This window comes from Limnobacter thiooxidans, assembly GCF_036323495.1.
Lineage (GTDB): Bacteria > Pseudomonadota > Gammaproteobacteria > Burkholderiales > Burkholderiaceae_B > Limnobacter > Limnobacter thiooxidans.
On record NZ_AP028947.1, the window covers coordinates 1,722,227 to 1,745,083 of the forward strand.

The 22,857-nt window shown below is 52.6% G+C and carries 22 protein-coding genes; 3 read left to right on the top strand and 19 right to left on the bottom strand.

Annotation, left to right across the window (positions count from 1 at the left end; genetic code table 11):
• Positions 1–55: 55 nt before the first annotated feature.
• Together RGQ30_RS07945 and purT are read left to right on the top strand one after the other, a co-directional pair.
• A complete protein-coding gene (locus RGQ30_RS07945; protein WP_130556428.1) occupies positions 56–1,135 on the top strand; it encodes an AI-2E family transporter in 1,080 nt (359 codons plus the stop codon).
• A gap of 33 nt (positions 1,136–1,168) precedes the next feature.
• Positions 1,169–2,398 carry a formate-dependent phosphoribosylglycinamide formyltransferase gene (gene purT / locus RGQ30_RS07950; protein ID WP_420915173.1) on the top strand — a complete coding sequence of 410 codons (1,230 nt, stop codon included), beginning with the start codon at positions 1,169–1,171 and terminating at the stop codon, positions 2,396–2,398.
• A gap of 567 nt (positions 2,399–2,965) precedes the next feature.
• Here purT and RGQ30_RS07955 read toward each other — a convergent pair.
• The 14 genes from RGQ30_RS07955 to RGQ30_RS08020 all read right to left on the bottom strand — a co-directional run bounded on the left by RGQ30_RS07955 (position 2,966) and on the right by RGQ30_RS08020 (position 17,068).
• Positions 2,966–4,564 (bottom strand): ABC-F family ATPase, encoded by a 1,599-nt coding sequence (locus tag RGQ30_RS07955; protein WP_130556426.1) that lies wholly within the window; start codon positions 4,562–4,564, stop codon positions 2,966–2,968.
• Between the two features lie 78 nt (positions 4,565–4,642).
• Positions 4,643–5,590, bottom strand: a complete 948-nt coding sequence (locus tag RGQ30_RS07960) for an LD-carboxypeptidase (RefSeq protein ID WP_130556425.1) — start codon at positions 5,588–5,590, stop codon at positions 4,643–4,645.
• A gap of 13 nt (positions 5,591–5,603) precedes the next feature.
• Positions 5,604–6,395: a nucleoside deaminase gene (locus tag RGQ30_RS07965; protein WP_298217234.1), complete on the bottom strand. Its 792-nt coding sequence runs from the start codon at positions 6,393–6,395 to the stop codon at positions 5,604–5,606.
• A 54-nt stretch (positions 6,396–6,449) separates the two neighbouring features.
• A complete protein-coding gene (locus RGQ30_RS07970) occupies positions 6,450–7,433 on the bottom strand; it encodes a branched-chain amino acid ABC transporter permease (RefSeq protein ID WP_130556423.1) in 984 nt (327 codons plus the stop codon).
• Positions 7,434–7,445: 12 nt separating this feature from the next.
• Positions 7,446–8,330: a branched-chain amino acid ABC transporter permease gene (locus RGQ30_RS07975; protein WP_130556422.1), complete on the bottom strand. Its 885-nt coding sequence runs from the start codon at positions 8,328–8,330 to the stop codon at positions 7,446–7,448.
• Positions 8,331–8,404: 74 nt separating this feature from the next.
• Complete coding sequence (locus tag RGQ30_RS07980) at positions 8,405–9,610, bottom strand: ABC transporter substrate-binding protein (protein ID WP_130556421.1); 1,206 nt, start codon at positions 9,608–9,610, stop codon at positions 8,405–8,407.
• Between the two features lie 48 nt (positions 9,611–9,658).
• Complete coding sequence (locus RGQ30_RS07985) at positions 9,659–10,369, bottom strand: ABC transporter ATP-binding protein (protein WP_130556420.1); 711 nt, start codon at positions 10,367–10,369, stop codon at positions 9,659–9,661.
• Positions 10,366–11,139 (bottom strand): ABC transporter ATP-binding protein, encoded by a 774-nt coding sequence (locus RGQ30_RS07990; RefSeq protein ID WP_130556419.1) that lies wholly within the window; start codon positions 11,137–11,139, stop codon positions 10,366–10,368. The genes RGQ30_RS07985 and RGQ30_RS07990 overlap by 4 nt, the downstream gene beginning before the upstream one ends.
• 194 nt (positions 11,140–11,333) lie before the next feature.
• Positions 11,334–11,900 carry a chemotaxis protein CheB gene (locus RGQ30_RS07995; RefSeq protein WP_298217230.1) on the bottom strand — a complete coding sequence of 189 codons (567 nt, stop codon included), beginning with the start codon at positions 11,898–11,900 and terminating at the stop codon, positions 11,334–11,336.
• Positions 11,901–12,021: 121 nt separating this feature from the next.
• Positions 12,022–13,644 (bottom strand): glutamine-hydrolyzing GMP synthase, encoded by a 1,623-nt coding sequence (gene guaA / locus RGQ30_RS08000; protein ID WP_130556418.1) that lies wholly within the window; start codon positions 13,642–13,644, stop codon positions 12,022–12,024.
• 54 nt (positions 13,645–13,698) lie between these two features.
• Positions 13,699–14,694: a GAF domain-containing protein gene (locus RGQ30_RS08005; RefSeq protein ID WP_130556417.1), complete on the bottom strand. Its 996-nt coding sequence runs from the start codon at positions 14,692–14,694 to the stop codon at positions 13,699–13,701.
• Positions 14,695–14,716: 22 nt separating this feature from the next.
• The gene (gene guaB, locus RGQ30_RS08010; protein WP_130556416.1) at positions 14,717–16,177 is read right to left on the bottom strand and encodes an IMP dehydrogenase; all 1,461 of its coding nucleotides are present in this window, start codon (positions 16,175–16,177) and stop codon (positions 14,717–14,719) included.
• Between the two features lie 88 nt (positions 16,178–16,265).
• On the bottom strand, positions 16,266–16,625 hold the full coding sequence (locus RGQ30_RS08015) for an RnfH family protein (protein ID WP_130556415.1): 360 nt from the start codon (positions 16,623–16,625) through the stop codon (positions 16,266–16,268).
• Positions 16,622–17,068 (bottom strand): type II toxin-antitoxin system RatA family toxin, encoded by a 447-nt coding sequence (locus tag RGQ30_RS08020; RefSeq protein ID WP_130556414.1) that lies wholly within the window; start codon positions 17,066–17,068, stop codon positions 16,622–16,624. Before RGQ30_RS08020 ends, RGQ30_RS08015 begins: the two co-directional genes overlap by 4 nt.
• A gap of 101 nt (positions 17,069–17,169) precedes the next feature.
• On the opposite strand from RGQ30_RS08020, the gene smpB reads away from it, so the two are divergent.
• The gene (gene smpB, locus RGQ30_RS08025) at positions 17,170–17,619 is read left to right on the top strand and encodes an SsrA-binding protein SmpB (RefSeq protein ID WP_130556413.1); all 450 of its coding nucleotides are present in this window, start codon (positions 17,170–17,172) and stop codon (positions 17,617–17,619) included.
• A gap of 29 nt (positions 17,620–17,648) precedes the next feature.
• Here smpB and RGQ30_RS08030 read toward each other — a convergent pair whose 3' ends face one another.
• The 5 genes from RGQ30_RS08030 to ppsA form a co-directional block, all read right to left on the bottom strand.
• The gene (locus RGQ30_RS08030; RefSeq protein WP_130556412.1) at positions 17,649–18,530 is read right to left on the bottom strand and encodes a hypothetical protein; all 882 of its coding nucleotides are present in this window, start codon (positions 18,528–18,530) and stop codon (positions 17,649–17,651) included.
• A gap of 17 nt (positions 18,531–18,547) precedes the next feature.
• Positions 18,548–18,898, bottom strand: coding sequence for a hypothetical protein (locus tag RGQ30_RS08035; protein WP_130556411.1), 351 nt, complete (start codon positions 18,896–18,898; stop codon positions 18,548–18,550).
• A 92-nt stretch (positions 18,899–18,990) separates the two neighbouring features.
• On the bottom strand, positions 18,991–19,896 hold the full coding sequence (locus RGQ30_RS08040; protein WP_130556410.1) for an SPFH domain-containing protein: 906 nt from the start codon (positions 19,894–19,896) through the stop codon (positions 18,991–18,993).
• 48 nt (positions 19,897–19,944) lie between these two features.
• The gene (locus tag RGQ30_RS08045) at positions 19,945–20,367 is read right to left on the bottom strand and encodes an NfeD family protein (RefSeq protein WP_338284872.1); all 423 of its coding nucleotides are present in this window, start codon (positions 20,365–20,367) and stop codon (positions 19,945–19,947) included.
• 23 nt (positions 20,368–20,390) lie between these two features.
• A complete protein-coding gene (gene ppsA / locus RGQ30_RS08050) occupies positions 20,391–22,799 on the bottom strand; it encodes a phosphoenolpyruvate synthase (RefSeq protein ID WP_130556408.1) in 2,409 nt (802 codons plus the stop codon).
• Between the last annotated feature and the right edge of the window lie 58 nt (positions 22,800–22,857).

Genomic DNA, 22,857 nt, shown 5'->3' on the forward strand with positions numbered 1-22,857 from the left:
TGATTGAACCACAAACTAGCGTTCAAGTAACGCGCACAACGCTTCACTGGCTGACATGGCAGAACACCTGAAACAACCGAAGTCCCTGATCAGCACACTGTTTACAGTCCTGATCCTGGTGGGGGCTGCTGTGGTGTTGTCACCATTTTTGCTGGCCATTCTATGGGCTGCAATCATCGCCACTGCTTTCTGGCCATTGCATTGTCGTATCCGGGGGCGTTTTCCTGGCAAGCCCAATGGCGCTGCTTTTCTGACCACTCTTGTGGTTGCATTCCTGCTGGTTGGGCCGATGATTGGTCTGATTGTGTTCATGGTGCAGGACGTACTCGAAATCACCAACTTCCTTCGACAGGCTGACGATTCAGGCGTTGCAGTTCCGGCATGGCTGCCGAAAATTCCATTGCTTGGCGACTTGCTCGTGGCCAGCTGGAGAGAATACCTCAGCGTACCCAAGCAGATTTCAGGGCTGCTGCGTGAAACACTCACTCAGCGACTTGGAGACGTGCAAGGCACGGCATCCGCGATATTGCTCGAACTTCTGGGACGGGTAGCCACCCTGTTTTTCGCCCTGTGGGTACTTTTCTTTTTGTACCGGGATGGCTCGTCCATCAGCATACGAATGAACCGCATTGGCACTGACTGGTTGGGACAACGCTGGAAGCCCTATGTGTCTCACATGCCCCCAGCCTTGCGCGCCGCAGTCAACGGACTGGTGATTGTCAGTTTTGCCGAAGCGGTTATTCTTTCCCTGCTTTTTGCTGGCTGCGGTGTATACGCCCCCGTGTTGCTGGGCACCGTGGCTGCATTGATTGCGTTTATCCCCATGGCAGCGCCCGGATTACTCGCAATTTTGGGTATGATTTTGTTCTTGAACGGCAATGGTGCAGAAGCCATGGTACTGGTTATCGCCGGTATGCTGGTGGTGCTGGTGGCTGACTATCTTGTTCGGCCCCTGTTGATTCAAGGCGGAACCCATTTGCCCTTTTTGGCAGTGCTCTTCGGCGTGTTTGGTGGCGTGATCACCATGGGTATTGTTGGCTTGATTATCGGCCCTGTGTTGTTGGTGTTGTTGGTTGTGTTTTTTGATGAAGCTTCCCATGCCCACCACCACGACACCCCAGAATCCATCAATTGATTAATTCGAATTTGTGAGCTGTTCATGACCAAAATTTCTTTTCCAACCCGCGTTGGAACTCCTTTGACGTCCAATGCCCTGAAAGTCATGTTGCTGGGCAGCGGCGAGCTGGGCAAGGAAGTCATTATTGCGTTTCAAAGGCTGGGTGTGGAGGTTATCGCAGTGGACCGCTATGCCAATGCCCCAGGCCATCAGGTTGCCCACAAATTCCATGTTATTGACATGACCAACCCAAGCGCATTGAAGGCCCTGATTTTGCAGGAAAAACCGCACATTGTGGTACCGGAGATCGAGGCCATCGCCACCCCTGCATTGAAGGAACTGGAAGCCGACGGTGTGGTACGTGTGGTGCCAACAGCCAATGCAGCCTGGCTGACCATGAACCGTGAAGGCATTCGCAGGCTTGCTGCAGAGGACTTGGGCTTGAGTTGTTCAAGGTATGCTTTTGCAGACGACTTGGATACCCTGCGTAAGGCCACTGAACAAGGAATTGACGGGCGCGAGCCAATTGGCTACCCCTGTATTATAAAACCAGTCATGTCGTCGTCCGGTAAAGGTCAATCCAAGGTGGATACGCCAGAAGAACTTGAAGCCGCCTGGGACTACGCCGCCAGTGCGGGACGGGTGAACTCAGGCCGTGTCATTGTTGAATCAGTGGTGCGGTTTGAATATGAAATTACCTTGTTGACGGTGCGCAGTCGCAACCCGAAAACCGGAGCCATTGAAACCAGCTACTGTGAACCGGTTGGTCACATTCAAGTCAGCGGTGATTATGTGGAAAGCTGGCAACCTCAAACCATGAGCCCCAAAGCCTTGGATGAAGCGAAACGCATGGCTGACCTGGTGACCACAGCGTTGGGTGGCACAGGTTTGTTTGGCGTAGAAATGTTCGTCAATGGCGATGAGGTCTGGTTTTCAGAAGTCAGCCCACGCCCCCACGACACAGGCATGGTCACCATGATTACCCAATGGCAAAACGAGTTCGAATTGCATGCCCGCGCCATTCTTGGTCTGCCTGTGGACACCAGCCTGAAAACACCGGGTGCCAGCGCGGTTATCTATGGTGGAATGGACAGGGAAGGCATTGCTTTTGAAGGTATTGCAGAGGCCTTGGCTGAACCGGGCACTGACCTGCGTTTGTTTGGCAAACCTGAATCGTTCCTGAAGCGCAGAATGGGTGTGGCTTTGGCGCGCGATGTGGATGTCGAGGAAGCTCGGGCGAAAGCCAAGCGGGCTGCGGCGAAGGTCAAGCCGGTTGCCTAAGCAGTTGTTTGCACCAGCGCATGCCGAAGTTTGCACCGACGCATGGCAAGGATTGCACCAGCGCATGCCCTCTTCCGCCCAAAAGCCTGAAACCCCCTTTTTGAATTAACACTGACTCACCAATGCTCGACAAAAAAGATGGTCGAGCATTGGAGTCGGCTTGCAGCCGAACGTTGCGTGTGAATTCAAACGGGCAGGCTTTCTTGAAGGGCGGATGCGAGGGCAATGCTGCCGGCACAAACCTTGGAGCTCGGCTCTGGCTTTGGCTTCGGCTTCGGCAGCGATTGAGTCAGCATGCCCCGCGAGTCACCGTGGCTTCGAGGATTTGCAGAGTTACCGTATCGTTCTGCCGATTCAAGATCAAGACGCCCGCCCTGATTCACAGCGAGGGGCGATTGCCTTGGCAATCGTTGCGAAGACGCGCAAGCGTTTCGCATGCCCCAAGCCAGAATCAGGAAGGGGAATTCGACTTGATCAAGGCAGGATGAGCGGTAATCTGCAAAGCCAGAAGACTCAGTTGATTAAGACTGGCTGTGCGGCATCCTGCGACTCTGACGCAGAGAAACCTTACTCCAACCCAAGACTTTCGCGATACTCTTCGTAGGTGCCGCGGTAATCCGTAATGCCATCTTCCCGCATTTCAAAAATACGGGTTGCAATGCCTGAGACGAACTGGCGGTCATGCGACACCACAAACACGGTACCTTCAAATTTTTCGACTGCATACTGCAGTGATTCGATGGATTCCATGTCCAGGTGGTTGGTTGGTTCATCCATCAGCAAGACGTTGTGACGGCCCAGCATTAGTCTGCCGAAAACCAAACGGTTTTTTTCACCACCTGAACACACTTTCACCTGCTTGGAAATTTCGTCGTTGCTAAACAGCAATCGGCCCAGAATGCCGCGAATGACTTGATCATCATCGCCTTCTTGCGAAAAGCGTTCTGTCCACTCGCGCAAATTCAGCTGGACGTCAAATTCATCGCTCACATCCTGCGCCATGTAGCCCAGGTCTGCATTTTCTGACCACTTCACTTCGCCGTAGCTCGGCTCAATCGCTTTGGCCAGCAGCTTCAGTAGCGTGGTTTTGCCCATACCGTTGGCACCCACAATACCCACCTTGTCGCCGGCTTCCACCATGATCGAGAAATCGCGAATCACCTTGTTGTCGCCATAGGCCAGGCTGACATTGTCCAATTCCACTGCAAGGCGGTGCATTTTCTTTTTTTGCTCGAATCGAATGAACGGATTTTGGCGTGAAGAGGGCTTCAAAATCACTGTGTCTGACTTGATTTTCTCAATCTGCTTTTGGCGTGAAGTAGCCTGGCGAGCCTTGGACTTGTTGGCAGCAAAACGGCGCACAAAGTCTTGCAAGTCTGAAATACGTTCCTTGGCGCGGGCATTGGATGCCTGGGCACGCTCGCGCGCCTGTGCTGCAGCCAGCATGTAATCGTCGTAGTTGCCGGGCACAACTTGCAGCGTGCCGTAATCCAGGTCGGCCATGTGGGTGCACACTTCGTTCAGGAAGTGACGGTCGTGGCTGATGATGATCATCGTGCTTTCGTACTGGTTCAGTACGTTTTCAAGCCAGGCAATGGTGTTGATATCCAGGTTGTTGGTTGGCTCATCCAGCAGCAAAACGTCAGGCTTTGAAAACAGGGCCTGGGCCAGCAACACGCGCAATTTCCAGCCTGGTGCAATTTCACTCATCAGGCCATTGTGGCTTTCCAACGGAATGCCTGCACCCAACAGCAACTCACCCGCGCGGGATTCAGCCTCATAACCACCGAATTCGGCGTACACCGCTTCCAGGTCGGCCGCTCGCATGTAGTCGTCATCGGTCGCATCCGGGTTAGCGTACAGTGCGTCGCGCTCGGTCATTGCGGCCCACATTTCCTTGTGGCCCATCATGACCACATCCAGCACCCGGAACTCTTCAAAAGCAAACTGATCCTGGCTCAACTTGCCCAGACGCATGTGGCGCTCAATGTCTACATTGCCACTGCTGGGTTCCAGATCGCCACCCAGAATTTTCATGAATGTGGACTTGCCGCAGCCATTTGCGCCAATCAAACCGTAGCGGTTACCGTCGCCAAACTTGGCATTGATGTTTTCAAAAAGCGGCTTGGCGCCGAACTGCATGGTGATATTGGCTGCGGTGAGCATAAGTATTGGAAAATTCAGTGATTTTTAACGAAGGTGGCATTATACATGCCGAATATGCAGGTGCGTTGGAAGCCGCCTCTAGCGCAGGTTTTGCGTCAACTGTGCAGACATGTCAGCGTTGACCTGCAAGCGCCCTTCCCCACCCTGAAACCAGCAGGCTTTCGGTGTGCAATGTCCGAAGGGAAAGTTCATCAACACCGGCACAGAGGCCCCCAATTGTTGTTGAACAAACTCGGCCGCGCTTTTCAATGTGTAGCCGTTGTCATGAGGCCCGGGTTTGGGTTCACAAAAATTACCTAGCACAACCGCCTTTTGTTGGACCAACACCCCTGCATGCAGCAATTGCAGCAACATGCGTTCAATCTTGTAGGCGGGTTCATTCACGTCTTCCAGCACCAGAATTCCACCGACCACGGTGGGCATCCAAGGTGTGCCCAACAGGCTGCAAATCAAGGTCAAATTTCCACCCCATACCGGACCTTGCAACTGAAAGCCAGCTTGTTGGCCTGTTGAGTCCAATGGCTCGGCCGCCCATTGAATCTTCACTTGTTTTTCATGCACCGCACGCAGGAAGTGCTCGGTACTTAACGGGTCTGCACCTTGCTCTGGTCCGAAATCAAAGCAGGCCATGGGCCCGTGCAACAGAGTGTCGGGCTGGGCCCCGGCCTGTAGCAGCGCGAGCTGCAAACTGGTGACATCGCTGTGCCCACACAAAAGGTGCTTCTGGGTGTTCAACTGGAAGGCCAGTTGCGAAAAATTCAGGCTGGGCAGCAGGCGGCTCAAGCCGTAGCCACCGCGTGTGGCGAGCAACACAGCAGGATCAAGCTGTGAAAACGCCTGTTCAATACCGCCTGAACGCGCCGCTTCATCACCAGCAAAACGCTGCACCCGCAAGCGGGCTTGGGGCAACTCATTCACAGAAAACCCAAGTGATTCCAATTGCGCTGAGGCACGGTCCAACAGTGCCTCGTCCATCAACGCACCGCTGGGTGAAAACATCACGATTTGATTCAGCGCGTTGGCCACAAAGTCTCCGACATTACAAATACTGCTTCCACGAACGAACAGGTTCACCGTTGAAATAATCGCACAAACTGGCCAGAATGGCGGCCTGTTGGCGCTCTTGAGCAACCAGCAGTTTGGCGCTGTGCACCTTTAATTCGCCGACCACCTGTTCCAGACCGCGCTGCAGGATGTCTTCCGCTTGCCGGTACCCCAATTGCCCAAGTATCTCCACCGTATTTTTATTGACGTTGGGCAGGTTCATCAAGCTGGCCAGGTCGCGCACGGCTTCTTCCCTTTGCTTGCGGTGTGCTTTGAAAAACTGCGTCAACACGGTTTCGCATTCAGCAGCCATACAGTCTGTTTCGAACTGGCAGGGGTGCCAGGCTTGCGACTGTTCAAACAATTGCAAGGCGTTTTCCAGGTTGTCGTTGTAGCGGGACTGGGCACAACCCACTACCACCCTGCCAATGCGGGCATGCAATATCGCGCCCAAGCACATCAGGCAGGGCTGCAAGGTCACATACAGGGTGGCATTTGAACCAAGACGGTAGTTGCCGCTGGCTTGACATGCCTGCTGAATTGCCTGAATTTCCGCATGCGCGCAGGCGTCGTTTCTGGAAATGGGCGCATTGTGCGCACTGGCCATCAATTGTCCGTTTGAAACAATCACGGCACCAATGGGCACCTCGCCTGCTTCCGCCGCATTCTCCGCTTGGTCCAGTGCAAGTTTCATCCAGCGGAAATCTTCAGCCTGGGCCACATGCGCTGTTACGGGAAACTTGGTGTTGGTATTGCTGGAAGCCATGCGCAATAAGATGGGATTCAATCGCGCCAGTTTGACACAAAAAACAGGCGCGTGATCTCGTGCTGCTGGTCTACTTCACTTGGCTTTCAACGCCCTCCTTTCATTCCAGGCAATCACTTCACCCACAATGCCTTTGCGAAATGCCAGCACCACCACGATGAAAATAAACCCGGTCACGATTGTCACTTGTTCACCCAATGAACGGAACCAGTCAATTTGTGTGGTCACAGCCATCCAGGCACCAAATTCACCGATACGGTTTTCCAGCGCAACAATAACGATGGCACCCACAATCGGCCCAACCAAGGTGCCCAAACCTCCCACCAGGGTCATCAAAACCACCAGCCCAGACATGCTCCAATGCACATCGGTCAGTGTTTCAAAGCCGAGCACTGTGGCCTTGGTTGCACCCGCCAGGCCAGACAAAGCAGCAGACAATACAAACACCAGAAGCTTGTACTTGTCCACGTCATAGCCCAGTGAAATGGCACGGGGTTCATTCTCCTTGATGGCTTTAAGCACCTGCCCGAAAGGTGAATGCACCGTACGCACAATCAAGCCGTAGGCGGCAATGCAAATGGCCAGCACCACAAAGTACAGTGTCAGGTCGTTGCTCAAGTCGATCACACCCAGCAAGGTGCCGCGCGGAATGCCTTGCAAACCGTCTTCCCCACCTGTGAATGGGGCTTGCAGAAAAATGAAGTACAACATTTGAGCCAGTGCCAAGGTAATCATAGTGAAATAAATGCCCTGCCTGCGTATCGCCAGCATACCCATGATCAAACCCACAAACGCAGCGAAAGCAACCCCTGCCAAAAGCCCGATTTCAAAGGGCAAACCAAGATCACGAATCACATAACCCGCGATGTACCCTGCCCCACCCAGAAAAGCAGCGTGTCCGAAGGACAGCAGGCCCGTGTAACCAATCAACAAGTTGAAGGCGCAGGCAAAAAGCGCAAAGCACAACAACTTCATCAACAGCACCGGGTACATCACGAAGGGTGCTGCAACTGCCACAAGCAGCGCCAACAGGGCAAGAATTGTATTTTTTTTCATCATGTGGGGCTCCTTTTACTTCTCACGACCAAACAGACCGGCTGGCCGAATCATGAGCACAACGGCCATGATGATGAACACCACTGTTGCAGACAGTTCAGGATAAAACACACGGGTTAAACCTTCTATCACCCCCAAGCTTAAACCGGTGACAATAGCACCCAGAATCGAACCCATTCCACCGATGACCACCACCGCAAACACGGTGATGATGAGGTTGGAACCCATCAGCGGGGAAATTTGAATGACAGGGGCCGCCAGCACACCAGCAAATGCCGCCAGTGCCACGCCAAAGCCGTAGGTCAGCGTGACCATCAAGGGCACATTTACACCAAAAGCCTCCACAAGCCTTGGGTTCTCCGTGCCCGCGCGCAACAGCGCACCCAGTTTGGTTTTCTCGATGATCAACCAGGTTGCAAAACACACCGTCAGCGAAGCCACGACCACCCAGGCCCGGTAGTTGGGCAAAATCATGAAACCCAGGTTAGTGGCACCCCGCAGTGCTTCAGGCACTGAATAGGGTTGACCGGAAACCCCGTACACCGATCGGAATATGCCTTCCAGCATCAAGGTGATGCCGAAGGTCAACAGCAAGCCATACAGGTGGTCCAGCTTGTAAAGCCAGCGCAGCATTGTTTTTTCAATCAGTATTCCAAATGCCCCAACCAACAACGGGGCCAGAATCAACATCACCCAATAATTCAGGTTGAAATACGCCATGCCCATCCAGGCCAGAAACGCACCCATCATGTACAGCGCGCCATGCGCAAAGTTGATCACGTTGAGCAGGCCAAAAATAACAGCCAGCCCCAACGAAAGCATGGCGTAGAACGAGCCGTTTACAAGGCCCAGCAGCAATTGCCCCAAAAAGGCCTGCAAGGGAATGCCAAAAATTTCCATGACGAAAGGTCCATGAGGAGTGCTTGATCAGACCCTCTTTCACACAAGGTAAAGAGGGCCCGGTACCTGGCGGTTTACTTCCACAAAGCGCACTTGGTTTCCGCTTTGGTGGTGAAAGCCTGCTCACCCGAAATGGCTTGAACCACTTTCAGGTAATCCCAGGGCTTCTTGGACTCTTTTGGATCTTTCACCTGCATCAGGAACATGTCGTGAATCATGCTGCCATCGGCGCGGTAATAGCCGTTCTTGGCGTACATGTCATTCACCTTTTGCTTGCGCAATGCGTCCATCACTTTGGCGCCGTCGTCCGTGCTCGCGGCCTTCACAGCATTCAGGTATTGCAAGGTTGCAGAGTAATCAGCCGCCTGCAGGCTGCTGGGCATTTTTTTCATTTTGTCGAAAAAGCGTTGCGCCCATTTGCGAGATTCATCGCTTTGGTCCCAGTACCAGCTGTCGGTCAAATACATGCCTTTGGTTTGGCCCAAACCCAAGGCGTGAACATCATTGATGAACATCAAGAGCCCTGCCAGTTTCATCGTGCCTGTGACACCAAATTCGTTGGCCGCCTTGATGGAATTCACCGTGTCACCACCTGCATTGGCCAAGCCCAGAATTTGAGCACCTGACGCTTGGGCCTGCAGCATGAACGATGAAAAATCAGAAGCCGACAAAGGGTGACGCACTGCGCCCTTCACGGTGCCTCCATTGGCTTTCACCACAGCGGTGGTGTCATTTTCGAGGGAAGTACCAAATGCATAATCAGCTGTCAGGAAGTACCAGCTTTTACCCCCCTGCTTCACCACTGCAGAGCCTGTGCCCTTCGCCATGGCAACCGTGTCATAGGCATAGTGAATGCTGTAGGGGTTGCACTCTTCATTGGTAATGCGGGCGGTGCCTGCGCCAATGACAAAATTGGGTTTCTGCTTTTCAGCAGCCACCTTGGCCATGGCCAATGCGGTGCCTGAATTCGTCCCGGAAATCAGCATGTCCACGCCTTCGCGGTCAAACCACTCGCGGGCCTTGCTCGCTGCAATGTCGGCCTTGTTCTGGTGATCTGCAAAAACAATTTCGATTTTCTTGCCATTCACAGTGCCGCCGAAATCGGCAATGGCCATTCTTGCAGCTTCCACACCGCCAGGCCCGTCAATGTCGGCATACAGTCCGGACATGTCGGTGATCACGCCAATCTTGATGGTGTCGTTAGAGAATTGTGCCTGCGCAGAACCTGCGGCTAGTGCAAAAATTGACAACAATCCGGTTGCAATTGGTTTTAGTTTCATCATCTTCTCCTTTGGTTTAAGGCCAATCCTCTGGAAAGGTTGGTTTTTTTATACGCCCAGCAAGGAATGCAGCACGGGCATTTTTTCATTCAGTTCGGGCGCGGCAAATGCTTCAACAATTTGTCCATGCTCCACCACGTAAAAACGGTCGGCTAACGGTGCGGCGAATCGAAAGTTTTGTTCAACCATCACAATGGTGTAGCCCTTGGCTTTCAAGGTCGTGATCATTCTGGCCAAGGCCTGAACAATCACGGGGGCCAAGCCTTCAGAAATTTCGTCCAGAAGCAGTAGCTTGGCCCCGGTTCTCAGAATTCGTGCCACGGCCAGCATTTGCTGTTCGCCACCTGACAAGCGGGTTCCCTGGCTTTTTTTACGCTCTGCAAGATTGGGAAACATGTCGTAAATCTCAGCAACGCTCATGCCCTTGTCTGTCTTCGACACAAAGGGGGGTAGCATCAGGTTTTCTTCCGCTGACAGGGAAGAAAAAATGCCGCGTTCCTCGGGGCAGTACCCCACACCAAGGTGCGCAATCTTGTGGGTAGGCATGTTGATGGCCTCTACCCCATTGATTTTGACCGAGCCCTTGCGCGCACCTGTTAACCCCATGACAGCCCGCAGTGTGCTGGTACGCCCTGCCCCATTCCTGCCAAGCAGGGTAACCACTTCGCCGCTTTTCACGCTCAAACTCAAGTCATGAAGAATGTGCGACTCGCCGTACCAGGCATTCAAACCATTAATTTCCAGTGCAGTGGCTGTCATGCGTGTGCACCCTCCAGGATGGCGGTGCTTGAGCCCATGTAAGCTTCCATCACTGAGGGGTTGGCGGATACTTCTGCATAGCTGCCTTCGGCCAGCACGGCGCCGCGCTGTAGCACTGAAATTCTGTCGCAAATGCCAGCCACCACATTCATGTTGTGCTCCACCATAAGAATGGTTCGGCCCACTGACACTTTCTTGATCAGCTGGGTCACCCGATCAACGTCTTCGTGCCCCATGCCCTGCGTGGGCTCATCCAGCAGCATCAGTTCAGGTTCCATGCCCAAGGTGGTGGCAATTTCAAGTGCGCGTTTTCGCCCGTAAGGCAAATCCACAGTCAATGTGTCGGCAAACTTTCCCAGATCAACCAGGACCAGCAATTCCATGGCTTTGTCGTTCAGTACAGAAAGAGACTTCTCGCTTTTCCAGAAATGAAACGAATTGCCCATCGACCGTTGCAAACCAATGCGTACGTTCTCAAGCACTGTGAGGTGAGGAAATACTGCGGAAATTTGAAAGGATCGAATGATGCCCAATCGTGCAATTTGAGCGGGTTTGGCGCGCGTGATGTCATGGCCATTGAACAGGATCTGACCTGACGTGGGTGTCAGAAACTTGGTCAACAAATTGAAACAGGTTGTTTTACCGGCGCCGTTTGGCCCGATCAGTGCATGAATATGCCCCCTTTGCACTTTCAAATTCACATCACTGACTGCCGTGAATCCCTTGAATTCTTTGGTCAGCGCCTTTGTCTCCAACACCACTTCTGCCATGGGTTCTCCATGTTGATTTGTCGTTGTATTGCTTCATGCCGGATGGCACAACAATTTAATTTCAGAACGATGTTGGCACGTGGATTTTTATTGGGGAATTAGGGCAAACCTCAGGCAAGTCCAATCAGGAGCTTTATTGATGAGAGATCAATTTCTCCTTGTGTTGCAAGTCGGAGAAATTCTGTTTGTCGTGCCTAGCTTGCACGAGCGATCCGCACAATTTCCTTGGCTATTTCTTCGGGCGATAAAATCAGATCGATGCAGCCGCTGCCAATCGCGCTATTTGGCATGTCAGGCTGCTTTGCTGTGGCTGGTATTTGCGCAAAAGTAATACCACCCATGTTCCTTATTTCACACAGGGCTTCAGCACCGTCACCATCGTAGCCGGAAACAATAACGGCAATCAGAGTACCGTCCCAGTGCTTGGTGAGAGAACGCAGAAACACAGTAATGACATCTGGCCAGCCATGTGGCTTGGAAATAGGCTCGAGATTGAACTCCCCATTCTCGACATGCAAATCCCGATTGGCTGGAATAATGAAGACGCGGTTTGGTTCGATCCGCAGGTTTTCCGTAATCAAGTGGACTGGCATTGTGGTGAAGCGCGGCAGCACTTCATGAAGTTGTGTGGGCACTTTCGTGATGTGATTGACGATAACAATGGCCACACCCATGTCACATGGAAAGTTCTGCAACAGCCGAATATAGGAATCAAGACCGCCAGCAGAACCACCAATGCAAACCACCGGAAATTTTTTCAACGCAACATCCAAGTCAGCATCAAGTGCGCCAAGTCGCAAACGATCACCTGTGTTCAGGTGCTTCGGCCTACCTTACTCTCTACTGAATATTTGGCTGTACGCTACCCCGCATAAGGGCAGATTATTCCCACTCAATTGTGGCAGGTGGTTTTCCGGATACATCATAGACCACCCGATTCACACCTTTTACCTCGTTGATGATGCGATTTGAAACACGGCCCAGCAGCGAATAAGGCAAGTGCGCCCAATGCGCAGTCATGAAATCCTGAGTTTGAACTGCACGAATGGCCACCACGTATTCATAAGTGCGTCCATCGCCCATTACACCTACCGACTTCACCGGCAAGAACACGGCAAAGGCTTGGCTGGTCAGGTCGTACCAGGATTTACCAACCTGGTCCTCGGTACACAATTCAGCCGCGGCATCTTTTGCGGTTGCCTTGGTGTTGCGCAATTCCTCGATAAACACAGCATCTGCGCGTTGCAGAATTTCTGCATATTCCGCTTTGACTTCACCCAGAATACGAACGCCCAAGCCTGGGCCCGGGAATGGATGGCGATACACCATTTCAGGGTCAAGCCCAAGTTCAACGCCCAGTTTGCGTACTTCATCCTTGAACAAATCGCGCAGGGGCTCCAGCAACTTGAGGTTCAAGGTGTCGGGCAACCCGCCTACGTTGTGATGGCTCTTGATGCTCGTGGCCTTGCCTGTTTTGGCTCCAGCCGATTCGATCACATCGGGATAGATGGTGCCTTGGGCCAGCCAACGGGCATTCGCTCGTGTCCCTGCTTCTCGCTGAAACACATCCACAAAGGCCTTGCCGATGATTTTTCGTTTGGCTTCCGGATCGGTCACGCCCTTCAATTGACCCATGAATTCTTCGGTGGCATTGACATGCACCACGCGCACACCCAAATGCTTGGCAAAGGTCTCCATGACCTGTTCGCCTTCCTTGTAGCGCAGCAAGCCATGGTCTACAAACACGCAGGTCAACTGGTCGCCAATGGCCTTGTGAATCAGGGCTGCAGCAACGGAAGAATCCACACCGCCAGACAAACCAAGAATGACCTCATCGGTACCGACCTGGGCGCGAATTCTTTCCACCGCTTCATCAACAAAGCTGGGCATGGACCAATCGCCTTTGCAACCACAAATCTCGCGCACAAAGCGGGCCAGAATATCCTTGCCCTTTTTGGTATGGGTTACCTCGGGGTGAAACTGAACCGCGTAAAAACCCCGCGCTTCATCGGCCATACCCGCGATTGGGCAGGACGGTGTTGAGGCCATCAGCTTGAAATTGGGTGGAAGCTCGGTGACCTTGTCGCCGTGGCTCATCCACACATTAAGCAGGCCGTGGCCTTGCTCATTGGTTTCATCCTGCAGGCCGTCAAACAGGCGGGTGTGGCCATGGGCCCGAATTTGCGCATGTCCAAACTCGCGCACCGTCCCCGCTTCCACTTTGCCGCCCAACTGCATGGCCATGGTTTGCATGCCGTAGCAAATTCCGAGAACAGGTATACCCAGTTCAAACACCAGGGCAGGCGCCTTGTCCGTGCTTTCTTCATAAGCTGACTGGTGGCTGCCCGACAGTACAATGCCGCTGGCGCCGTAATCCTTGATGCGTTGAGGATCTACATCGCAAGGCAAAATTTCGCAGAAAACACCACATTCACGAACTCGCCGGGCGATAAGCTGAGTCACTTGCGACCCGAAATCAAGTACCAATATCTTTTGATGATTCATGAAGGTTTGTCTTTGAAATTCTAAAAAGTTGTAGAAAGGTTAAGCTGCAGGCGTTCAAACCAGAGTCAGAAGTTTGTCAACCACTTGAACCGCAGTCCCTTTCAGGTCCTGCCCTGACAAAGTCAAATAGTGTATTTCAACGTCTACCAACGCTTTGACACCATGTGTTTCAAGGGTCAGTTGGCTAAATTGCAGTTTGAGCTGTTCGATCAGACGACTAACAAGGTCTGCGGGCATTCCAGAACACACCGCAACAAACGAGTCTGCACCCAGAGAACCGATACCCGCACCTTTGGGTAGGTTGTCCCTAATGATCGAAGCTGTGAACTTGCTGAAATCAACGATCCGTTCGTGGCCAAACCTGTTCAGCAATAGATCAAAAGAACTTAACTTGACCCAGATCAGACTGACGTTTTCGTTTTTTCGGGACGCGTGTTGCAATTCGAGCTGCAGCAACGCTTCAAGCCCGCGCCTGTTCCACGAACCAATAATCGGGTCAATCAACAGTGATCTCTGGTTTTCGGTCAGGGAAAACACAAACCTCGATAACACGCTGTCTTCCATTGGCTGGGCTATCTCGGCTTCAACCAGACGACCAAAATCACGAAGATCTTGTCTGTCTTCCTTTGAAAAGGACCGTGGCACGCTATCAATCAAGCACAAGGTGCCGATCACCACACCAAAGGAATCTTTGACTGGTTGACCTGCATAAAAGCGGATTTTCGGGCCTTCCATCACCAAGGGATTGTCGACGAAGCGCGAATCCTGAAGCGCATTTTCAACAACCAGAGGCTCGTCCTCGTTCAAAATGGCATGACCGCAAAACGATATTTCCCGATCCGTTGAACAGACACTAAGGCCCTGCAGCGATTTAAACCACTGGGTTTCCTTGTAGACGATGGTGAGCAGAGCTGAATCGGTGTCAAAGTGTCTGCAAGCCAGGCGCGTGATGCGGTCAAACCGTGCCTCAGAAGGGGAATAAATCATTCCCAGTTTCTGGATGGCACGGCTTCTTTCGTCTTCATTGATCGGCAGAACTGGTTTTTGCATGCGAACCGGCTTTCAGAAGGACTTAATCCACGTGATAGTTGGGTGCTTCTTTGGTGATTTGTACATCATGGACATGTGACTCGCGAATTCCCGCCGATGAAATTTCCACGAACTCGGACTTCTCGTGCATTTCAGCGATCGACTTGCAACCGACATAACCCATGGATGAGCGTACACCACCCACCAACTGGAAAATAATGGCCAGAACTGAGCCTTTGTAGGGCACGCGGCCTTCGATGCCTTCTGGAACAAGTTTGTCAGCGTTGTTGGCAGGATCCTGGAAATAGCGGTCAGCTGAACCTTGGGTCATTGCACCCAAAGAACCCATGCCACGATAAGCCTTGTAGCTGCGGCCCTGGAATAACACCACTTCACCTGGCGCTTCTTCGGTGCCCGCAAACATGCCGCCCATCATGACGCTGCTTGCGCCCGCTGCCAGTGCCTTGGAAATATCGCCTGAATAACGAATGCCACCGTCTGCAATCACAGGTACGCCAGTGCCTTGCAAGGCCTTGGCCACGTTGGCAATGGCGCTGATCTGGGGAACACCCACACCCGCCACAATACGCGTGGTACAAATTGAACCGGGACCAATGCCCACTTTCACGCCGTCTGCACCATGTTCCATCAGGGCCAAGGCTGCGCTGGCGGTTGCAATGTTGCCGCCAATGACATCAATTTGCGGATAGTTCTGTTTTACCCAGCGAACGCGTTCAAGCACGCCCTTGCTGTGGCCGTGGGCGGTATCCACAACAATCACGTCCACACCTGCTGCAACCAGTTTCTCAACACGGTCTTCAGTGCCTTCGCCCACGCCCACAGCCGCGCCAACGCGCAATTTGCCATGTACGTCTTTACTGGCAAAGGGGTGTTCTGTCGCTTTTTGAATGTCTTTGACTGTGATCAAGCCTTTTAGGGTATTGTCCGCACCCATGACCAGCACACGCTCCAGGCGGTGCTTGTGCATCAGGGTTTTGGCCTGTTCAAGGCTGGAGTCTTCCGTGACTGTAACCAGGCGTTCCCGTGGTGTCATCACGTTGGAAACAGGCTGGTCCAGCTTGGTTTCGAAGCGCAAATCGCGGTTGGTCACAATGCCCACAACCTTGCCATTTTTGACAACAGGAAGGCCGGAAAAATTGTGTAACTGAGTTAAAGCAATGACCTGACGAACCGTCAGTTCAGGTTCGATGGTGATCGGATCGCGAAGGACCCCGGATTCATGTCGTTTTACCTTGGCCACTTCGGCCGCTTGCTGCGTTGCAGTCAGGTTCTTGTGAACAATACCAATACCACCTTCCTGGGCCATGGCAATCGCCAGTCTGGCTTCGGTCACCGTGTCCATGGCGGCTGACACCAGTGGAATATTCAAACTGATGTTTCGGGTCAGTTGGGTCGACAGGGATGTGTCTTTTGGAAGAACGTCTGAGAACGCAGGAACCAGCAATACATCATCAAACGTTAACGCTTTTTGCGTGACACGCATGCAATTTCTCCTTGCGCAAAAGCGAATTATAAAGGATCCACGGCATACCTGATTTGCCTGACAAACAGAAAAACCATGGAATTTGGGTTTAAAGCGGTGTTTTGCCCTGCTTGCGGCTGCGGCGCTCGTAGCGGGCCAGTTCTTTCTGGCGTTTGGTCAGCACTTTGTGCTGCGCGCGCCTGCGGCGACTGTCCATCGGGTCAAATTTCAGCCCATCGAGAATTTCCAGTCGATCACCGTCGTGCAATACCGTGTTTTCAGTTGCGTAAAGACCAAAAACCGCCACCGCACGCTGCTCCAGAAGGTTTTGAATTCGAACGGGATCCAGACCAATGGCGAGTAGTGCCTGCCCAACCGAGCTGTGAGTAGGCAATTGCAGAACTTCGGGAAGTGCGGTCAGCGCACCAGCATCCCGCGGCTTGAGCTCCAGCCATTGAATGTGGATCACTTCCCTGCCCCGGTGCTGTGTAAGGCTTCGGCACGCTTGATGAAACTATCCACGAAGCTGTTGGCCACACTGCTGAACACAGGGCCGACCAATTGTTCGAGCACTTTGCTTGAAAATTCATATTCGAGGCGAAAGTTGACCTTGCATGCGTCGGCTGTGAGCTCCAGAAAACTCCAGGTGCCCTCCAGGTGCGCAAAAGGCCCTTCAACCAGGCTCATGTGTATTTCTTCATGGGGGCGAAGTCTGTTCATTGTGCAAAAGCTTTGCTTCACACCCTTGAACGCAATTTCAACCGAGGCACGCTCGAGATTTTCATCGACTTGCTCCACATGCCCGGCACCACACCACGGCAAAAACTGGGGATAGTCACCGACAGTCCGCACCAGATCGAACATCTGTTGCACTGAAAAATGAACAAGGACTGACTTTTCTACAATGGCCATGAACGCTGCTGGGTTTGTTTCCCGCGGGGAGAAAGGATTAAACTCTCTATTTTAGCGTTTTTCACGCAGCGCCGCATCCAAGGGACGTATTCACAGAATTCATGAGCATTATTGACAACAAAAAAGCGGGTTTTGATTACTTCATCGAAGAGAAGTACGAAGCAGGTATCGTGCTGGAGGGCTGGGAGGTCAAAGCAATACGGGATGGCCGCGCTCAAATCAAGGAAAGCCACATCGTGGTTCGCAATGGCGAACTGTGGCTGCTTAACGCCCACATCTCGCCTTTGAACAGTGCGTCTACACATGTGCGCCCAGTGAACACGCGCACGCGCAAGCTGTTGATGCACAAGAAGGAAATTAACCGACTTATTGGTAAGGTGGAACAGAAGGGCTATTCGCTTGTGCCCCTGAACCTGCATTACAAGAATGGTCGAATCAAGGTGGACATGGCCTTGGCGAAAGGCAAAAAACAGCATGACAAACGCGACACGTTGAAAGACAAAGACTGGAAACGTGAACAGGAACGGCTGATGAAAGTGCACCGGACCTGATCCCATACACCTGCCGTACCAGCTTGATATCACATCAGGCTTTTACGGAATTGCTCCACAGCCTGGGAGTCGGGCATCGTTTTCAGGTTTGCGGGCGATTTGCTGGTTGCCCGGGCCTTGAATGCTTCAATTGTTTTTCGACTTACGCTGGTGGTTTGGCCAGCCAGTTCACGAAGTCGCTTTTCAATCAACTTCGGGTTTGCCGCCTCCATGGCAGTCAGGAAACCGCCCCCCAGCCTGGGCGACTCCGGGACGACAACCTTGCTTGGCCCGTTATCAACGTCTGGGGTGGAATCCTGTGTGGCGTTTTGAGTGAAATCCTGAGTCTTCTGCGCAGCCTCTTCGAGCGGCACGGATTTTGAAGGTCTTTTCGTTTTCGATGAGCGCTTTTCTTTCAGAGACATAACCGCGTCCGGTTCGACCTTGGATGGGTTGTCGTGGGCTGCCTGTGGTTCTGCCACTGTCATACCAGCAAGAAACTTCCGGAATGCTTTCAGGGTCACGTTCTTGCAGTTCCTGCCCGAGAAAAATGTGTGCTTGCCGATGCACTTGTGCTCTTCCAGCAAGAAGATTCCGGCGGTCTTACCAGCCGACAGGTTGATTTCATTCATGATTTCCTGCAAGCAAAGGTCCACCACTGCACCTTGTGGAAGATTTGATTCTTTTAATTCCTTGCATTGCCCATGAGCGAAAGTTCGGGTATCAAAAATAGGAATGTTGTTGTCTTTCACCCACACCGCGATGGCATGGCCCTCGTCTTTCGCGCTTCTCAACAATTCGTGAAGCACTGCATCGGGCACAGCCAGTGATGCGAAGGGCACAAAAAGCTCGTCCAGGCTGTTGCTGCGCAGCAGTTCCAGCAAGGGGCCGCTGTCAGGGATCAAAATAATGTGTTCAGGCTTCTTTTCCAATTTGCGTCTCCTTCCGCTTAATCCAGCGCAAGCGCACGAAGGTCGTCCACCATTTGATCAACAATGGGCTCGGGCAGTGTAGGTTTGGGCAGTTTGGCTGCTTTCAGCAAGCTGTTTAGCTCTGCATGAGAAGCAATCGAAAGTGATGTCATCGTGGAAGTTGCAGACCGCAGACCAAGCGAGAATTCAGCGAGTATCTGGAAATTCTCATTACCCTGCGCCTCGGCGTTTTCATGTTTTTCAATGAAATACGCCAATTGCTGACTGATCAGGACATTGATGGGCACCCCGAGCTTGGCGGCAGCAATTTTGGTGCGCTTCAACAACGTTTTGTCGATTGAAGCGCTGAAGTTGACAGTTTCTTTCATGGCGCAGGCAGGCTTATAAAGTGGACTTTTACATGTCTCTGTGTCTCGACAGAAGCAATGGTTCCTTTTAAAGCACCACCCCGCGCAGGGCCCTATTTGCCTTGTTTCACCACTTGCATGGCTGCCGCCACCATGGAACCCATGTTGCTAAGGTCACCCGGTAAAATCAGGGTAGTACCTGCCTTGGCCACACCGGAAAACGCATCTACATATTGCTCTGCAACCCGCAGGTTCACGGCTTCCATGCCACCTGGCTCAGCCACGGCCGAGGCCACTTTGCGCAAAGCTTCCGCAGTGGCATCCGCAATTTCCTTGATGGCACCTGCCTCACCTTGCGCGCGGTTAATCGCTGCAATTCGGTCACCCTCAGAACGGGCAATGGCAGATTCGCGCTCGCCGTTGGCAATGTTGATCTGTTCCTGTTTGCGACCTTCTGAAGCGGCAATCAAGGCTCGCTTTTCACGTTCAGCCGTAATTTGCGCCTGCATTGAAAGTAAAATCTCACGAGGTGGCGTCAAGTCTTTGATTTCATAACGTAATACTTTTACGCCCCAGTTCATGGCTGCTTCATCCAAAGCATTCACAATGGCCGCGTTGATTAAATCGCGTTCTTCAAAGGTCTTGTCCAGTTCCATGCGGCCAATGATTGAACGCAGTGTGGTTTGGGCCAACTGGGTGATGGCGCTGATGTAGTCGCTGGAGCCATAGCTGGCCCGCATGGCGTCTGTCACCTGAAAGTACAAAATGCCGTCCACTTGAAGCTGGGTGTTGTCCTTGGTGATACACACCTGGCTGGGCACATCCAGCGGAATTTCTTTCAATGAATGTTTGTAGGACACCCGTTCAATAAAGGGCACCAGGAAGTTCAGGCCGGCCTGCAGGGTGCGGTCGTACTTGCCCAGCCGTTCAACAACCCAGGCACTTTGCTGCGGCACAATCCGCAAGGCTTGGCTGACAAATACGATTGCCAGAACCAATATGACAATTGAAACTTCCATGGAAACTCTCCTTTGATCAGCATGCCTTGGGACAAGGCATAACCGTTTTTATGCGTGGGTAGACACGCTTTTGACTTTCAGAATATTGCCCTGAACATCAACAATTTGATGAAGGCCTGTGACGGGCGTATTGTCAATGCTTTCAGCCGCCCACGTTGCGCCGCGATATTGAACACTGGCTCGGCCATTGGCATCCCAGCTTGTCACTTGAAGCTTGTTGCCAATGTCGAGTACATCATGTTGTTTGTCTGTTTTGCTTCGATTGATGGACCGATTGCGTAGCAGAAGGCTGCCTGCCACGGCCAGTACGGCCGCGGCAGCAATTTGAATTTCAAGTCCGTACCCCAGGTAGGCCATCAGCGCACCGACAGCCGCCCCTAGCGACACCATGAGCAAATAAAAAGTGCCAGTCGTGATTTCAGCAATTAATAAAATGCCCGCCAAAACCAGCCACAGTGAAAAATTGCTCAATGGTGTTGCTCCGTATCGGCTGATCAGCTTTTCTTGAACCGGTCAGCCAGTTTTTGCCAGGTATCGATGACCGTGTCAGGGTTCAACGAAATGGATTCAATGCCCTCTCCGGCCAGCCACAAGGCAAAGTCCGGGTGATCAGAAGGCCCCTGCCCGCAAATACCCACGTACTTGCCTTTGGATTTGCAAGCCTCAATGGCTTTGCTCAACAGGGCACGCACAGCTGGGTCACGTTCATCAAAGTCAGCCGCCAGAATTTCAAGGCCTGAATCACGGTCCAGACCCAGGGTAAGCTGGGTCAGGTCGTTGGAGCCGATTGAAAACCCGTCGAAATACTCCAGAAACTGATCGGCCAATACCGCGTTGGACGGCACTTCACACATCATAATCAGCTTCAGCCCTTTCTCGCCACGCTTCAAACCATTGCGTGCCAACAGGTCCACCACTTTGGCGGCCTGATTCAGGGTACGAACGAACGGGATCATGATCTGTACGTTGTCAAGACCCATTTGTTCACGTACACGTTTCAAAGCCAGGCATTCCATTTCAAAGCATTCTGCAAATTCTTCTGAAATGTAACGTGCGGCACCACGGAAGCCCAGCATCGGGTTTTCTTCTTCTGGTTCATAGCGGCTGCCACCGATCAGCTTGCGGTATTCGTTGGATTTGAAATCGGACATGCGCACAATAACGGGCTTGGGATAAAAAGCCGCTGCAATGGTGGCAACACCCTCGGCCAACTTGTCCACGAAAAACGCTACCGGGCTTGCGTGGCCACGGGCCACACTTTCAACCGCTTTTTTCAGGTCAGGGTCGACATTGGGATAGTCAAGAATCGCCTTGGGGTGAATGCCGATGGCGTTGTTGATAATGAATTCCAGGCGAGCCAAACCCACGCCCTTGTTGGGCAGTTGGCAAAATTCAAAGGCCAGTTGGGGGTTGCCCACGTTCATCATGATCTTGACCGGAATCTCAGGCAATTCACCACGTTGCACTTCGCTGATTTCAGTTTCCAGCAGACCTTCGTAAATGTAGCCGGTGTCACCTTCCGAACAGCTGACCGTGACCAGCATGCCTTCTGTCAGTTTGTCTGTCGCATCGCCACAACCCACCACAGCAGGAATACCCAGTTCACGGGCAATAATGGCCGCGTGGCATGTGCGCCCGCCACGGTTGGTGACAATGGCAGCGGCACGCTTCATGACCGGTTCCCAGTTGGGGTCGGTCATGTCGGTCACCAGAATGTCGCCAGCCTGCACGCGGTCCATCTCGGACGAATCGTTGATCACCCGCACGGAACCGGAACCGATTTTTTGTCCAATCGCACGGCCTGAACTGAGAATGGCTGAATTGCCTTTCAGCTTGTAGCGCAGTTGAACATCATTGCCCTTTTGGGAATTCACGGTTTCTGGGCGAGCCTGCAAGATGTACAACTTGCCATCAATCCCGTCTTTGCCCCATTCAATGTCCATGGGGCGGCCGTAATGCTTCTCGATGATCATGGCGTACTTGGCCAGCTCAATCACATCATCGTCATTCAAGGAATAGCGGTTGCGCAGCTCAGCGGGTACGTCCACGGTGCGAACGCTTTTGCCAGTTTCCTTTTGAAGATCGAACTCCATCTTGATCAGTTTCGATCCGATCTGGCGGCGAATAATGGGGTACTTGCCGTCTGCAAGGGTTGGCTTGAATACGTAGAATTCGTCAGGGTTCACGGCACCCTGCACCACGGTTTCACCCAAGCCATAGCTGGAGGTGATGAACACAACCTGGTCAAATCCGCTTTCGGTGTCGAGTGTGAACATGACGCCAGACGAACCCTTGTCGGAACGCACCATGCGCTGCACGCCAGCGCTCAACGCCACTTCGGCGTGGGCAAAACCCTTGTGCACCCGATATGAAATGGCGCGGTCGTTGTACAGCGAGGCAAACACTTCCTTGATTTTTTCCAGCACGTCGTCAATGCCGGTCACGTTCAGGAAAGACTCTTGCTGGCCAGCAAACGACGCATCCGGCAAGTCTTCTGCCGTTGCGGAAGAACGCACAGCCACAGAAATGTCACCGCCACTTTGCGCCATCATGTCGGCATAAAAGGTGCGAATTTCCTGTTCAAGATCAGCAGGCAGTGGGGCGTCAACCACCCATTGGCGAATTTCAGCGCCAGCCTGGGTCAGTGCACGAACATCGTCCACATTCAGGGCATCCAGCTTGGAGTTGATTCGTTCAACCAGGTTGTTGGCTTTCAAAAACTCGCGGAAAGCGTAAGCTGTGGTAGCAAAACCACCAGGTACACGCACACCGGTTTCTGCAAGCTGAGAGATCATTTCGCCCAGTGACGAGTTTTTGCCGCCCACTGTTTCCACATCTTCCATTCGAAGCTTCTCGAATGGCGCAACGAGAGCGGTTGGGCTAACTCCATGATTTGTTGACATTGATTCACCTTGTAGTTCAAAAGAAATAGTGAATGCGGCGATTTGGGTGCACGCGCAT